General features: G+C 72.5%; 15 protein-coding genes. 7 read left to right on the top strand and 8 right to left on the bottom strand.

Features of this window, described 5'->3' with window-relative positions; genetic code table 11:
* Window positions 1–24 precede the first annotated feature (24 nt).
* Window positions 25–1,377: an MmgE/PrpD family protein gene (locus DFH01_RS14640; RefSeq protein ID WP_109871192.1), complete on the bottom strand. Its 1,353-nt coding sequence runs from the start codon at window positions 1,375–1,377 to the stop codon at window positions 25–27.
* 106 nt (window positions 1,378–1,483) lie between these two features.
* Here DFH01_RS14640 and DFH01_RS14635 point away from each other — a divergent pair, with 106 nt between their 5' ends.
* Entirely contained in the window at window positions 1,484–2,551 is a 1,068-nt protein-coding gene (locus DFH01_RS14635; RefSeq protein ID WP_109871191.1) for a threonine aldolase family protein, read from the top strand.
* A 17-nt stretch (window positions 2,552–2,568) separates the two neighbouring features.
* Here the strand turns inward: DFH01_RS14635 and DFH01_RS14630 are convergent, their stop codons facing one another.
* From DFH01_RS14630 to DFH01_RS14615, 4 genes are read right to left on the bottom strand one after another with little or no spacing between them, the layout of a single operon-like run.
* A complete protein-coding gene (locus tag DFH01_RS14630) occupies window positions 2,569–3,078 on the bottom strand; it encodes a CinA family protein (protein ID WP_109871636.1) in 510 nt (169 codons plus the stop codon).
* Entirely contained in the window at window positions 3,078–3,545 is a 468-nt protein-coding gene (locus tag DFH01_RS14625; protein ID WP_233256117.1) for a phosphatidylglycerophosphatase A family protein, read from the bottom strand. The genes DFH01_RS14630 and DFH01_RS14625 overlap by 1 nt, the downstream gene beginning before the upstream one ends.
* Window positions 3,542–4,384 carry an alpha/beta fold hydrolase gene (locus DFH01_RS14620; RefSeq protein WP_158287763.1) on the bottom strand — a complete coding sequence of 281 codons (843 nt, stop codon included), beginning with the start codon at window positions 4,382–4,384 and terminating at the stop codon, window positions 3,542–3,544. Before DFH01_RS14620 ends, DFH01_RS14625 begins: the two co-directional genes overlap by 4 nt.
* Window positions 4,381–6,351 (bottom strand): lytic transglycosylase domain-containing protein, encoded by a 1,971-nt coding sequence (locus tag DFH01_RS14615; RefSeq protein ID WP_109871633.1) that lies wholly within the window; start codon window positions 6,349–6,351, stop codon window positions 4,381–4,383. Before DFH01_RS14615 ends, DFH01_RS14620 begins: the two co-directional genes overlap by 4 nt.
* Before the next feature lie 169 nt (window positions 6,352–6,520).
* Here DFH01_RS14615 and dapA point away from each other — a divergent pair, with 169 nt between their 5' ends.
* Window positions 6,521–7,399, top strand: coding sequence for a 4-hydroxy-tetrahydrodipicolinate synthase (gene dapA, locus DFH01_RS14610; RefSeq protein ID WP_109871190.1), 879 nt, complete (start codon window positions 6,521–6,523; stop codon window positions 7,397–7,399).
* A gap of 79 nt (window positions 7,400–7,478) precedes the next feature.
* Window positions 7,479–7,964 carry an SsrA-binding protein SmpB gene (gene smpB / locus DFH01_RS14605; protein WP_109871189.1) on the top strand — a complete coding sequence of 162 codons (486 nt, stop codon included), beginning with the start codon at window positions 7,479–7,481 and terminating at the stop codon, window positions 7,962–7,964.
* Between the two features lie 40 nt (window positions 7,965–8,004).
* On the opposite strand, the gene DFH01_RS14600 is transcribed toward smpB, so the two are convergent.
* The gene (locus DFH01_RS14600; RefSeq protein ID WP_109871188.1) at window positions 8,005–8,703 is read right to left on the bottom strand and encodes a type 1 glutamine amidotransferase domain-containing protein; all 699 of its coding nucleotides are present in this window, start codon (window positions 8,701–8,703) and stop codon (window positions 8,005–8,007) included.
* A gap of 208 nt (window positions 8,704–8,911) precedes the next feature.
* Between DFH01_RS14600 and DFH01_RS14595 the strand changes: the two genes are divergently transcribed.
* The 3 genes from DFH01_RS14595 to DFH01_RS14585 are packed head-to-tail and all read left to right on the top strand — an operon-like array spanning window position 8,912 to window position 10,565.
* The gene (locus tag DFH01_RS14595) at window positions 8,912–9,583 is read left to right on the top strand and encodes a sulfite oxidase-like oxidoreductase (RefSeq protein ID WP_109871187.1); all 672 of its coding nucleotides are present in this window, start codon (window positions 8,912–8,914) and stop codon (window positions 9,581–9,583) included.
* Window positions 9,576–10,124, top strand: a complete 549-nt coding sequence (locus tag DFH01_RS14590) for a glutathione peroxidase (RefSeq protein ID WP_109871186.1) — start codon at window positions 9,576–9,578, stop codon at window positions 10,122–10,124. The genes DFH01_RS14595 and DFH01_RS14590 overlap by 8 nt, the downstream gene beginning before the upstream one ends.
* Window positions 10,125–10,151: 27 nt before the next feature.
* Window positions 10,152–10,565 (top strand): hypothetical protein, encoded by a 414-nt coding sequence (locus DFH01_RS14585; RefSeq protein WP_146217065.1) that lies wholly within the window; start codon window positions 10,152–10,154, stop codon window positions 10,563–10,565.
* A 3-nt stretch (window positions 10,566–10,568) separates the two neighbouring features.
* Here DFH01_RS14585 and DFH01_RS14580 read toward each other — a convergent pair whose 3' ends face one another.
* Window positions 10,569–11,207: a uracil-DNA glycosylase gene (locus tag DFH01_RS14580; protein WP_109871184.1), complete on the bottom strand. Its 639-nt coding sequence runs from the start codon at window positions 11,205–11,207 to the stop codon at window positions 10,569–10,571.
* A gap of 24 nt (window positions 11,208–11,231) precedes the next feature.
* On the bottom strand, window positions 11,232–11,858 hold the full coding sequence (locus DFH01_RS14575) for a LabA-like NYN domain-containing protein (RefSeq protein WP_109871632.1): 627 nt from the start codon (window positions 11,856–11,858) through the stop codon (window positions 11,232–11,234).
* Between the two features lie 80 nt (window positions 11,859–11,938).
* On the opposite strand from DFH01_RS14575, the gene folK reads away from it, so the two are divergent.
* Complete coding sequence (gene folK, locus DFH01_RS14570; protein ID WP_109871183.1) at window positions 11,939–12,499, top strand: 2-amino-4-hydroxy-6-hydroxymethyldihydropteridine diphosphokinase; 561 nt, start codon at window positions 11,939–11,941, stop codon at window positions 12,497–12,499.
* The last annotated feature ends 64 nt before the right edge of the window (window positions 12,500–12,563 follow it).

Here is a 12,563-nt window from a genome sequence, read left to right as displayed (position 1 = left end):
CCCCCATTGCGGGGGAGGGGTCTGCTACGCACGCTGCAACGCGATCGCACCCGGCAGGCGCTCGCTCGTCCAGAGCGCATCCAGCACGCGCCGCGCGGTCGCATCGCCCACCGCCGGCGCGGTCAGCTCGAGAAACTTCCCGGACAACTCGTCGTCGCTCAGCGGCAGGTCGGGATCGCCCTTGCGCGTGGGCTGGAAGTGCTGAAGCGTGCACCCGTCCTTCAGCCGCACCGTCACGCGCGCCGCGCGCTGCTGCGGATAGGCATCCGCCAGTTCGGGATCGAGGCTGACGCTCACCCGCGGCATCAGCGCGTGGATGGCGGGATCCGTCAGCCGCTCCGGCGCGAAGGCCGCCAGCCGCACGCCACCGAGCAGCAGCAGCGCCGCCGCGCAGTACTGCATGCTGAAGCGCGCTTCCTGCTCGGTCTCTGCGACGGGGCGGTCGCAGATGTCCTTGGTCGGGCCGTAGCCGCCGACATGGATCGCCTCGACATCCGCCGCGCCGAAACCCGCCTGGCGCTGCAATTCCAGCAACCCGTCGAGGCCGGCGAAGATGTGGCCGCAGCAGCCATGGTTCTTGAAGGTGATGGCCTCGATCGCATGCGTCTCGCCCAATCCGGCCAGTGCCTTGTCCCACTTGCCGCGATCCTCGCTGGTCGCCGCGGCAAATCCGACCGGGCCGTCCAGCACGTCGAGCGCGCCGGTCACGCCGGCATGCGCGGCCAGCGCGGCGAGCACGCCGGCTTCCGCCGCGTGGCCGGCATGCAGGGGCTTGCTCATGCCGGCGCCGCGGAAGGCCTGCTGCAGGCCGCTCGCCATCGTGGCCGCCGTGGCAAGCGCATGCGCCGTGCGTTCCGCATCGCTGCCGAGCAGCACCGCCGTCGCGGCTGCGGCGCCGAAGGTGCCGACGGTGCCGGTGGTGTGCCAGTAGCGGTAATGGCTCGGCTGCACCGCCAGGCCGATGCGGCAGGAGACCTCGTAGCCCGCGACGACCGCGCGCAGCAGCGCGGCCATGTCGCCGCCGCGCGCCTGCGCCGTGGCGAGGGCCGCCGGCATGGTCGGGCAGGCCGGGTGGTAGCCCGCGTCGCGATAGATGTCGTCGAACTCGACCGTGTGGCTCGCCGTGCCGTTGAGCAGGGCGGCGCGGCGGATATCGGAAGGCCTGCCATCCACGTAGCAGATCGCGGCGCCGCCTTCCGGCGCGCCGGCCGGCAGGGCGCGGGCCATGAGCGTCGCGGGCGGATGCGCGCAGCCGGCCAGGAGCACCGCGAACCAGTCCACCAAGGCCCGGCGCGCATGGTGTTCCAGGCCGGCGGAGAGCGGGCGGTCGCGCCAGCCGGCGGCGTGCTCCGCCAGCACCGTCAAGGGGTTGTGCATCGTTCCGCTCCCACGTCGCGCCGCTGAGGCCGTGCCGCGTATCCTAGCATCCCGTCCGGTTCCCTGGCAGGTTGCCAGGAGACAACGCCTGATGCCGTGAGAGACCATGGTCCACGCCCCTCAACGTCCGCCCGCGGATGCGCCACCCGTCCGCATCAACCTCTATTCCGACACGCAGACACTGCCGACCGCCGCCATGAAGGAGGCGATGATGCGGGCGGAACTCGGCGACGAGCAGCATGGCGACGATCCGACCGTGCATGCGCTCTGCGACCGCATGGCCGCGCTGATGGGGAAGGAGGCAGCGGTCTTCATGCCCTCCGGCACGATGTGCAACGTCGCCGCGACGCTGACGCATTGCCGGCCGGGCGACGAGATCATCGCGCATGAGACCGCGCATATCCTCACCAGCGAGGGCGGCGCGCATGCCGCGCTCGGCGGCTTCCAGATCCTGCCGCTGACGGGTGCGCGCGGCATGTTCTCACCCGATGAGCTGCGCGCGCATATCCGCGGCAAGTCGCGTCACACGCCGACGCAGCGGCTGGTCGAGGTGGAGCAGACCGCGAATATCGGCGGCGGCGCCGTCTGGCCGAAGGCGACGCTTGATGCGATCGCCGCGATCGCCAAGGAGCATGGCCTCGCCACGCATATGGACGGCGCGCGGCTGATGAATGCCTGCGTCGCCGCGGGCGTTCCGGCGCATGACATGGCCGCGGGCTATGACAGCGTGTGGCTCGACTTCACCAAGGGCCTGGGCGCGCCGCTCGGTGCCGTGCTCTGCGGCACGCGCGAGTTCATCGACGATGCCTGGCGCTGGAAGCAGCGCCTGGGCGGCGCGATGCGCCAGGGCGGCATCTGCGCCGCCGCCTGCCTGTATGCGCTGGATCACCACGTGGCGCGGCTGGCGGAGGATCACGCCAATGCCAAGGCGCTGGCGCGCGGCCTGGCGCAGCTTCCCGGCGTGAAGGTGGAGGCGCCGGACACCAACCTGGTCTTCTTCGACCCGTCCGGCGCGGGCGTCGGCGCGGCGGAACTGGTCGGCCGGATGCGCATGCAGGGCGTGCAGCTTTCGATGCTCGGCGGCCGCATTCGCGCCTGCACGCATCTGAACGTGACGGCGCCGATGATCGAGGAAACCCTGCAGATCCTCCGCCACGCTTTGCAGCGTGCCTGAATGCAGGTCCAGGAGGCTCAGCCTCCTGGTAGGGGGTTCGGGGGGCAAAGCCCCCCGATCATCTTGAACGCAGTCTCGACCGTCGCGGCCCTTACCGCCGTCCGGTCCCCCTGGAACACGTGCCGCGCCACGCGGGTCTCACCGCCGCGCTGCGCGCAGCCGATGAAGACGAGCCCGACCGGCTTCGTCGCCGTCCCGCCCCCCGGCCCCGCGATCCCGGTGCAGGAGACGGCGATGTCCGCGCCCGATGCCGCGAGCGCGCCCTCGGCCATCTGCCGCGCCACCGGCTCGCTCACCGCGCCGTGGCTGGCGAGCATCGCCTCCGGCACGCCGAGCATCCGCGTCTTCGCCGCGTTGGCATAGGTGACGTAGCCCGCCAGCACGGTCGCGGAGGATCCCGGGATCGCCGTCAGCGCCGCGGCGATCAGCCCGCCGGTGCAGCTTTCGGCCGTCGCCACCGTCAGCCCCTGCGCCTGCAGCGCCGCGAGCAGCGCGGCGGCGTCGTCCAGCGTCTTCGGCGTCAGCATCATCCGATCACTCCCGGCACGGTGGCCTGCAGCAGCACCAGCGCCGCCGCCGCGATGGCGCCGGCGAGCAGGTCGTCCAGCATCACCCCTGTCGCACCCGGCTGCGCATCCGCCCAGGAGACCGGCCAGGGCTTGGCGATGTCGAGCAGCCGGAACAGCACGAATGCCAGCGCCACGCCCGCCAGCGTCGGCACCGGCAGGGCCGCGAGCGCGAGCAGCATGCCCGCGCCCTCGTCCACGACGAACCAGCCGGGGTCCTCGTCCTCTGTCAGCACGCGCGACGCGGCCCAGAAGCCGGCGAGCGTCAGCAGCAGGGAGAGCGCCAGGCAGGGAAGGGGGCCGAGCAGCGCGAGGGGTAGCACGACGGCCGAGCCCCATGTCCCCGGCGCTGGCCGCAGCAGCCCGGCGCCGCCGAGCGTGGCCACAAGGCGCGCCATGTCCAGCCCGTCGCCCTGCCGGCGCGTCATGGAATTCCGTCCAGGAACGGTTCGATCTGCGCCAGCACGGGCGGCGCCTCCAGCAGCGGCGCATGGCCGTTGCCGGGCAGTTCGTAGAACGCCATGTCCGGCCGCTCGCTGCGCATGCGGTCCGCGGTTTCCGTGGAAAGCAGCTGTGACAAGCCGCCGCGCAGCAGCATCAGCGGCGCATGCGCCAGGGCGCCGAAGGGCCCCCAAAGCTCCGGCACGCGGCCGCCGGCACGCATCGCCTCGGCGATGCGGATGTCCCAGCGCGGATGCCACAGCCCGTCCGCCCCGCGCGCGTATGTGTTGGAGACGAAGCGCCGCCAGCCGGCCTCGTCGATCACATGCGGTGGCAGCACCGCACGCAGATGCGCCATCGCGGCCTCCAGCGAGGGCAGCGCCGGATCATGGCCCACGAAGCCCTCGACATGCCCGAGACCCACCGGCTCCAGCTTCGGCCCGATGTCGTTGAGCACCGCGCCCGCGACGGCGCCAGGGCGCAGCACGGCCAGCACCATCGCCAGGATACCGCCGAAGCTCGTGCCGACGATGATGGCGCGCGGGCAATGCAGTGCGGCCATCGCATCCAGCACGTCGCGCAGCGCGCTCTCGATCCCGTAGCGGGCGGGCGAGGCGGCCCGCGCGCTCTCGCCATGGCCCGCCAGGTCGAGCGCCAGCACGCGCCGCCTTCCCGCGTGGCGCTCCGCGAGCGCCGCAAAATCCTGCGCGCAGCGGGTGATGCCGTGCAGGCAGAGGATCGGCGCGCGCCCCTCAGGCCCGGTGAAATCCAGCGCCGAGAGCGCCAGCCCGTCGCGGGCGCGGAAGCCGATGCGGCGCGGGGTCACGGACGGCCCGCCAGGAAGGTCTCCAGCGGATGCGCCATGTCGCCCGTCGCGGGGTTGCGCGCGCGATAGACGACGACGTTCTCGATCACGCGCTGCACGTAGTTGCGCGTCTCGGAGAAGGGGATCAGCTCGATCCAGTCGCGTATGTCGGGCCCGCCCGGGGCGCGCGGATCGCCATAGACTTCGACCCACTGGTCCACGCGCCCGGCGCCGGCATTGTAGGCGGCCGCCGCGAGCGGCAGCGCGCCGGCATAGCGGTCGAGCCGTTCGGCGATATAGGCCGAGCCGAGCCGCAGGTTGTGCGCGGCGTCGCTGGTCAGCATCGCCGTGCTGTGGGGGATGCCGAGCCGCCGCGCTACGCCGCTGGCCGTGGCGGGCAGCAGCTGCATCGGGCCGCGCGCATTGGCGCGGGAGACGGCCGTGAGCTCGAAGTTGCTCTCCTGCCGGGTGATGGCGTTGACCACCGCGGCCTCGGCGCCACTGGACGGCGTGGGGTAGGGGGTGGGCCAGCCATCCTCCAGCAGGATCACGCCATCTGCGCCGGCGCGGCGCGCCACCCAGACCGCGTGGTCCGGCCGGCCCATCAGCACGGCGAGGCGAGCGATCAGCCAGCGATCCGTCGCGTCGGGCGAGAGCTCCTCCATGCGCAGCAAAAAGACCCGCGCGCGGTCGGACTGGCCGAGGTCGCCGAGGGTGACAGCCGCGCGCGAGAGCTCCCGCGCGCCGAAGTTGCGCGCGACCTCGGCGGGGGGTTCGGGCAGGGTGGTCGCGCCGATGCGCGCCGAAAGCTGCGCCGGCGTCTCGCCCAGCGCGCGGCTGGAAAGCTGGCCGTAGAAGGCGACGGGCAGCGCCGCGCCCTGCTCCCAGCGGGCGCGCGCCTCGGCGGGGCGGTTGAGCGCGGCAAGCGCCAGCCCTTCCCAATAGGCGCTGCGCGCGCGGGTGATGACGCTGCGGCTGCCGTCGTCCACGCGCGCGAAATGACGTTGCGCAGTGGCCGCGTCGTTCAGGCGGCGCAGCGCGATGAAGCCGGCGAGGAACTCCGCCTCCTGCCGCGGCTCGCCCGGCTCCGTCTGGCCGTGATTGGCCACCAGGCGATAGGCGGAGCGCGCATCGAACTGGCGGAGCAGCTTGCGCGCCAGGATCTGCCGCTCAGCCCAGATCGCGCGGGCGGCTTCCGGCGAGAGGTCGCGCTGCAGCGGCTCGGCTGCCGCCCAGACGGCCGCCGCTTCGGAGTCCCGGTCAGCCTGGCGCAACTGCCGTGCGGTCGCATAGGCCACGCCGATGTCCCGCGTCGCCGCGCCGGCATTGATCTCGCCATTGCTGCGCGCGGCCAGGCGCGCCTCGGCGGTGGCGCGGCGATTGCCGTCCAGCCGCGGCATCACGCGCGCAGCCGCCGCGGCCTGGTTCTCCCAAAGCAGCCGGTCGAAGCGGCGCCAATGATCGTCCGCCGTAAGCTGGGCGGCGAAGCGCTCCAGGAAGGCGGCCTCGGCGGCCGGGTCCGCCGGCGGGCCGTCGCGCCAGGCGCCGCGCAGCATCGGCGTCGCCTCGGCGCCCCGGCCCGCGCGGGCCAGCGCATCCGCATGGCGCTGCGCCGCCTCCACCCCGCGCGGCGGGATGCGCGCGAAATGTCGGAGCACCAGCGCATCGTCTGGGTCGGTGGCCAGCGCCTCCTCGGCGCGGCGGGCGGTGGTCTCGGGCAGCGGCCAGTCGGGATTTTCCGCCAGCCAGCCCGCGATCTCGGCGCCCGAGGCGCCGGAGCCGCGGCTGTGCATGCGCGTCCAGGTCACCAGCTTCCGCGCAACGGGGTCGGCGGTGCGGGCCAGCGCCTCGGCCTCGTCGTACCGGCCTGCCTGGGCGGCGGCGAGGGCCTGGCGCCCGGCATTGCGCGCCGCCTCGGGGGCCCAGGGCTGGGCCGCGGCAGGCAGGGCGAGGGAAATCAGCAGGATGGCGAGCAGGGTCCGGCGCATGCCTCGCAGCATAGCGCGATTCGGGAGGCAAGGGCGGCGTCGCGGCAGGCCGCGCCACCTGCTTGCGGCAGGGCCGCGCCACCTGCTTGGGGCAGGCCGCGCCACGCCCTTGCGGCAGGGCCCCGCCACGCCTAGGTTCCGCGACCCGCCACACACCGAGGGAAGACGCATGTTCCGGGGATCGCTGGTCGCCTTGATCACGCCCATGCAGGCCGACGGCTCCCTCGACCTGAAAGCCTTCGCCGACTTCGTGGAGTGGCAGATCGCCGAGGGCACCCAGGGCCTGATCCCGGTGGGCACCACCGGCGAGAGCCCCACGCTCAGCCATGAAGAGCATCACCAGGTGGTCGCGCAATGCATCGCCACCGCGCGCGGCCGCGTGCCGGTGATCGCGGGCACCGGCAGCAACTCCACCGCCGAGGCGATCGACCTGACGCGCCATGCGAAGCAGGCGGGCGCCGATGCGGCGCTGGTGGTGACGCCCTACTACAACAAGCCGACGCAGGAAGGCCTGTACCGCCACTACATGGCGATCGCCGATGCGGTGGCGCTGCCGATCATCATCTACAACATCCCTGGCCGCAGCGTCGTGGACATGAGCGTCGAGACGATGGGCCGGCTCGCGAAGCACCCGAACATCGTCGGCGTGAAGGACGCGACCGCCAACCTGACGCGTCCGCTGCACACGCGCATCGCCTGCGGCCCGGAGTTCTGCCAGCTCTCGGGCGAGGACCACACGGCGGTCTCCTATCTCGCCGCCGGCGGGCATGGCTGCATCAGCGTCACGGCGAATGTCGCGCCGCGGCTCTGCCGGATGATGCACGACGCCTGGTCGGCCGGTAAGCCGCAGGAGGCGATCGCGATCCAGGACCGGCTGGTGCCGGTGCATGACGCGATGTTCTGCGAGACCTCGCCCGGACCCGTGAAGTATGCCGCGAGCCTTCTCGGCCGCAGCACCGATCTTTGCCGGCTGCCCATGGCCCCGGTTGCCGAGAGCACCAAGGTCCGCGTGCGCGAGGCCATGACCGGCGCCGGCCTGTTGAATTGATGGAAGGAAGCCGCGCCCGCTTCTCCCTCTCCCGCTTTGCGGGGGAGGGTCGGGGTGGGGGCTTCCGAAGCCCCGAAGAATGGCCGAACCACGAAAAAAGGGCCTGATCAGCCACGGCGTCGCCGCGCAGAACCGCAAGGCGCGCTTCGACTACAAGATCAACGACACGATCGAGGCCGGCGTCATGCTCGTCGGCCCCGAGGTGAAGAGCCTGCGCGCCGGCCGCGCCACCCTGGCTGACGCCTGGGCCGGCGAGCGCGACGGCGAGATCTGGCTGTTCAACGTCTACATCCCCGAATGGCAGGCCGGCAGCTTCGTGGCCCGCTTCGAACCGCGACGCCCGCGCAAGCTGCTGCTGCACAAGAAGCAGGTGCGGGAGCTGATCGGCGCCATCACGCGGGACGGCACGACGCTGGTGCCGATGGACATCCACTTCAACGAGCGCGGCGTGGCGAAGGTCACGCTCGGCCTCGCGGAAGGCAAGAAGAAGCACGACAAGCGCGCCGCCATCGCGGCGCGCGACTGGCAGCGCGACAAGGCCCGGCTGATGCGGGAGAAGGGGTAGGGGGCGGCTCCCTCCGCCTCGGCCCCTCCCGGCCCGGTGCTCAGGCGGCCGGGCGCGCCTTCGCCTCTCCCAGCGCGTCCAGCATCAGCCGCGCCGCAGGCTCGGCCGAGGCCGGATTCTGGCCGGTGACGAGGTTGCCGTCGCGGACGGCATAAGGCGCGAAATCCGCCCCGCCCTCGAAGCGGCCGCCAAGTTCCCGCAACCGGCTCTCGAGCAGGAAGGGCACCACGTCGGTCAGGCCCGCCGCCGCCTCCTCGGAATCGGTGAAGCCGTTCACCCGCCTGCCCTCGACGACAGGCCGGCCGTCCGCCCGCCTGGCCGCCACGAGGCCGGCGGGCCCGTGGCAGACCCCGCCGACCGGCTTGCCGGCGTCGAACAGCGACCCGACCAGGGCCGCGAGCGGCGCGCTGCCGGGCAGGTCCCACATCGTGCCATGGCCGCCCGGCAGGAAGATCGCGTCCCAGCCGGTCCGGTCGAGGCTGGCGACGGGACGCGTCGCGCGCAGCGCCGCCATGGCCTTGCTGTCCTCCAGGAAACGGGTCACCGCGGGCGGGTTCTTCTCCGAGAGGCTGGTCGGGTCAGCCGGCGGCTCGCCACCGGCGATGCTGGCGAGCGTGACCTCGTGGCCGGCATCGCGGAACGCCCAATAGGGCGCGGCCAGCTCCTCCCAGTAGAAGCCCGTCGGGCGCTTGCCGCCGAGGTCGCCATGGCTCGTGAGGACGATCAGGACCCTGCTCATCTCGTGTTCCGTCTCCGTGTCGATGCGCGTGCGGGCGGAACGCCCGCCGCCATGAGCAGCAGATGTGGCGGCGCCGGCGGAGCGGAAATCAGGGATGCGTTTGGTCCGCATCGGTCCATTGGCCTGGTGGATGCCGCCGGCGGGCGGACGCGTCCGGCCCTTGCATCCGCGTCGCATGGCCGCAACTTACGCCGGGCGAGGAGAGGGCATGGCCGAGGACGACGCCGTCCCGCTGACCGGCAAGGTCAAGGACAAGCTGATCGCGACGAAGCAGGACTGGGCGCGGGAAGGCCGGCTGCTCACCGGCATGCATGCCGATCCGCGTGCCGAGCGCCTGCCGCCGGGCCAGCGGCTGGTGCAGGATTTCCCGGTGCTCGACCTCGGCGTGCAGCCGGATGTGAACCCGCAGAACTGGCGCCTCAGGATCGAGGGTCTGGTCGCGGCGCCGGTGCGCCTCACGCTCGAGGAGTTCCGCGCCCTGCCACAGGTGGAGCGCGTCAACGACATCCACTGCGTCACGCAATGGTCGCGCTACGACAACAGCTGGCACGGCGTCTCGGTCGCCACGCTGCTGGAGATGGCCCGCCCGAAGGACGAGGCGCGCTTCGTCGCGCTGACCAGCTACGACGGCTACACGACCAACCTCGCCATGGCCGATTTCGCCCGCGAGGAGAATCTCTTCGCCCATTCCTGGGAAGGCGCGCCGCTGGAACGCCGGCATGGCGGCCCGGTGCGGCTGGTCGTGCCGCATCTCTACTTCTGGAAGAGCCCGAAATGGGTGACGCGGATCGAGTTGCTGCGTGAGGACCGGCCTGGCTTCTGGGAGGTGCGCGGCTACCACAATCGCGGCGATCCCTGGATGGAGGAGCGGTATGGGTGATGTTCCGCGACGCTCGTTGCTCGCCGGCGCTCCGCTGCTGATGGCGGCCGCACCCGCGCCGACCGCCTTCGACTTCACGCTCGACGCGCTGGAGGGCGGGAGGCTGCCGCTCGCCGACTTCCGCGGCCAGGCGCTGCTGATCGTCAACACCGCGAGCTTCTGCGGCTTCACGCCGCAATATGCCGCGCTGCAGCGCCTGCACGACCGCTTCGCGGGGCAGGGCTTCGCGGTGATCGGCGTGCCCTCCAACGACTTCGCGCAGGAAAGCACGGACGCCGCGCGCATCCGGCAGTTCTGCGACACGATGTTCGGCATCACCTTCCCGATGGCCGCGCTGACGCGAGTGCGCGGGCAGGGGGTGCATCCGCTCTTCGCCTGGCTCGGCCAGCGCGCCGGCGGCCCGCCGCGCTGGAACTTTCATAAGTATCTGGTGGCGCGGGACGGCATGGCGGTCCGCGCCTTCCCGACATCCACCGAGCCCGACAACCCGGTGGTGCTGCGCGCGGTGGACGCCGCGCTGGCGGGGCGGCCGCTGGCGTAGCGCGCGGCGACGGGCGATACCGCTTGCGTGTCACGCCGCCTCCTCCTGCCTCTGCTGCTTGCGGTTGCCGGCTGCTCCACCGGGGATGCGCTGATGGTCAACCAGGCGCGGCAATCGCTGGTGGGGCTGCCGGCCGACGACCTGCGCCTCTGCGCCGGTATCCCGGACCGGGAGGCGGAGTCGCCCGGCGGCACCTTCTGGACCTATGACCGCGGCGCCCCGGCCTCGGCCCTGTCCGGCGGCCTTCCCTGGGTGGATGTCGGCGTGAGCATCTCCGGCAGCGGCGAGTGCCGGACCACCTTCCACCTCGTCGAGGGTCGGGTCCGCCGCATCGGCTACAGCGCCGCGCGCGAGGCCGGCGTGATGACCGACGCAGCCTGCGCGCCCGTGGTGCGCGGCTGCATGCGGATGCTGCGCGAGGGCGCGATCGCCACGCGGTAGCGCTCAGGGCCGGGCGAGCACCGCCTGCACCACCGCCTCGAACATCTCGGTCGTCAGCCGGCCCGTCTGCGTGTTGTAGCGGCTGACATGATAGCTGTCGGCCAGCGCCACGCCGTCGGGCAGCTCGTGCATCGCGCCATGGGCGAATTTCACCCGCGCGACCGGGATGCGGTAGGTCTTGAGCAGCGCGTTGTGCGCCACCAGTCCGAGCGCGATCACTGCCTTCAGGCGCGGCATCGCCGCGCGCTCCGCCGCGAGGAAGCGGTTGCAGGTGGTGATCTCGGCCGGCGTCGGCAGGTTCTCCGGCGGCACGCAGCGCACGGCGTTGACGATGCGCACGCCTTGCAGCGCCATGCCGTCCTGTGGGTCCTCCCGGTATTCGCCGGTTGCCAGGCCGTATTTCAGCAGGGTGGCGTAGAGCAGCCGACCGGCATGGTCGCCGGTGAAGGGCCGCCCGGTCCGGTTCGCGCCCTTCACCCCCGGCGCCAGCCCCAGCACCATGATCCTGGCCTCTTTCGGTCCCCAGCAGGGCACCGGCGCGTTGTGCCACTCGGGCCACTTTGCCCGGTTCGCCTCGCGATAGGCGACGAGCCGCGGGCAGAGGGGGCAGTCGCGGCCAGGGGTGTCGGCGGTCTCGCTCATCGCCGCCGCATAGCCCGCCCGGCGCTACTCGGGCAGGTCCACCGGGTCGCGGAAGGGATCGGCCGGCGTCGGGCGGGCCCGATCCGGCGCCCGGACCACCGGCGGCCGCGGTCGCGGCTCCGTCTGGCGGCGGGTGATGTCGGGGGCGAGCTCGGCCAGGTCGATGAACTGGTCGGCCTGCCGGCGCAGCTCGTCAGCAACCATGGCCGGCTGGGTCCGGATGGTGGAGAGCACCGACACGCGGACGCCCTGCTGCTGAACCGCCTCCACCATGCGGCGCAGGTCCCCGTCGCCGGCGAAGAGCACGACGTGATCGAGGCGCGGCGCCAGCGTCAGAACGTCCACCGCCAGCTCGATATGGATGTTGCCGCGCACGCGGCGGCGGCCCGCGGAATCCGTGAACTCCCGCGCCGCCTTCGTCACCACGCAATAGCCGTTGTAGCCGAGCCAATCGACCAGCGGCCGCAGCGGGGAGTATTCCTCGTTCTCCAGCAGCGCCGTGTAATAGGCGGCCCGGACCAGGCGGGCCTGCCGGCGGAAGAAGCCGAGCAGGTCCTTGTAGTCCACGTCGAAGCCGAGGTTGCGGGAGGCGCCATAGAGATGCGCGCCGTCTATGAAGAGACCGAGCCTCTCCTGGGGATCGAAATGCACGTCCAGCTCTTTCGCTCGCAGCTTTCGGACCATAGTGAAAGCGTCACGCAACGTCACCGGTCCGTTCCGCGGCGCGTCGCGTGATTCTGGTCGGGATCGGCGCGAACCTGCCGGGGCCGGACGGCGCCCCGGCGCTTGAGACCTGCCGGCGGGCCGCGGTGGCGATGGACGCCCTGCCGGGCCTCAGGCTGCGGGCCCTTTCGCGCTGGTTTGCGACCGCGGCCCTGCCGGCGGGCTCCGGCGCGCCCGACTACGTCAACGGCGTGGCGCTGCTGGCGCCGAGGCCGGGCGCCGCCGCGCCCGATCCCGCGGCGCTGCTGGCGGCGCTGCAGGGCATCGAGGCCCGCTTCGGGCGGGTGCGGCCCTATCCCAACGCGCCGCGCACGCTCGACCTCGACCTCTTGGACCTGGACGGGATGCTCCGGCCGGCGCCGGACCCGGTGCTGCCGCATCCGCGGATGCAGGACCGGGCCTTCGTGCTGGCGCCGCTCTGCGACCTCGCGCCGGGCTGGCGGCACCCCGGGCTCGGCCGCACCGCCGCGCAGTTGCTGGCCGCCGCCGGCATGGCGGGTGTCCGTGCCCTCGGCTTGGCGCTTGCACCCGCAGGCGCCGATGGCTACATGGAGGTTTCACCGAGTTAGGGGAGGGTTGCCCCGGGCCATCGCATGCCCGGAAGGCCGCCGCACCCCGCAGCACTGGAGCCGC

Source organism: Falsiroseomonas bella (assembly GCF_003173615.1).
Taxonomy (GTDB): domain Bacteria; phylum Pseudomonadota; class Alphaproteobacteria; order Acetobacterales; family Acetobacteraceae; genus Falsiroseomonas; species Falsiroseomonas bella.
This window is presented reverse-complemented; position numbering and strand designations above follow the sequence as displayed.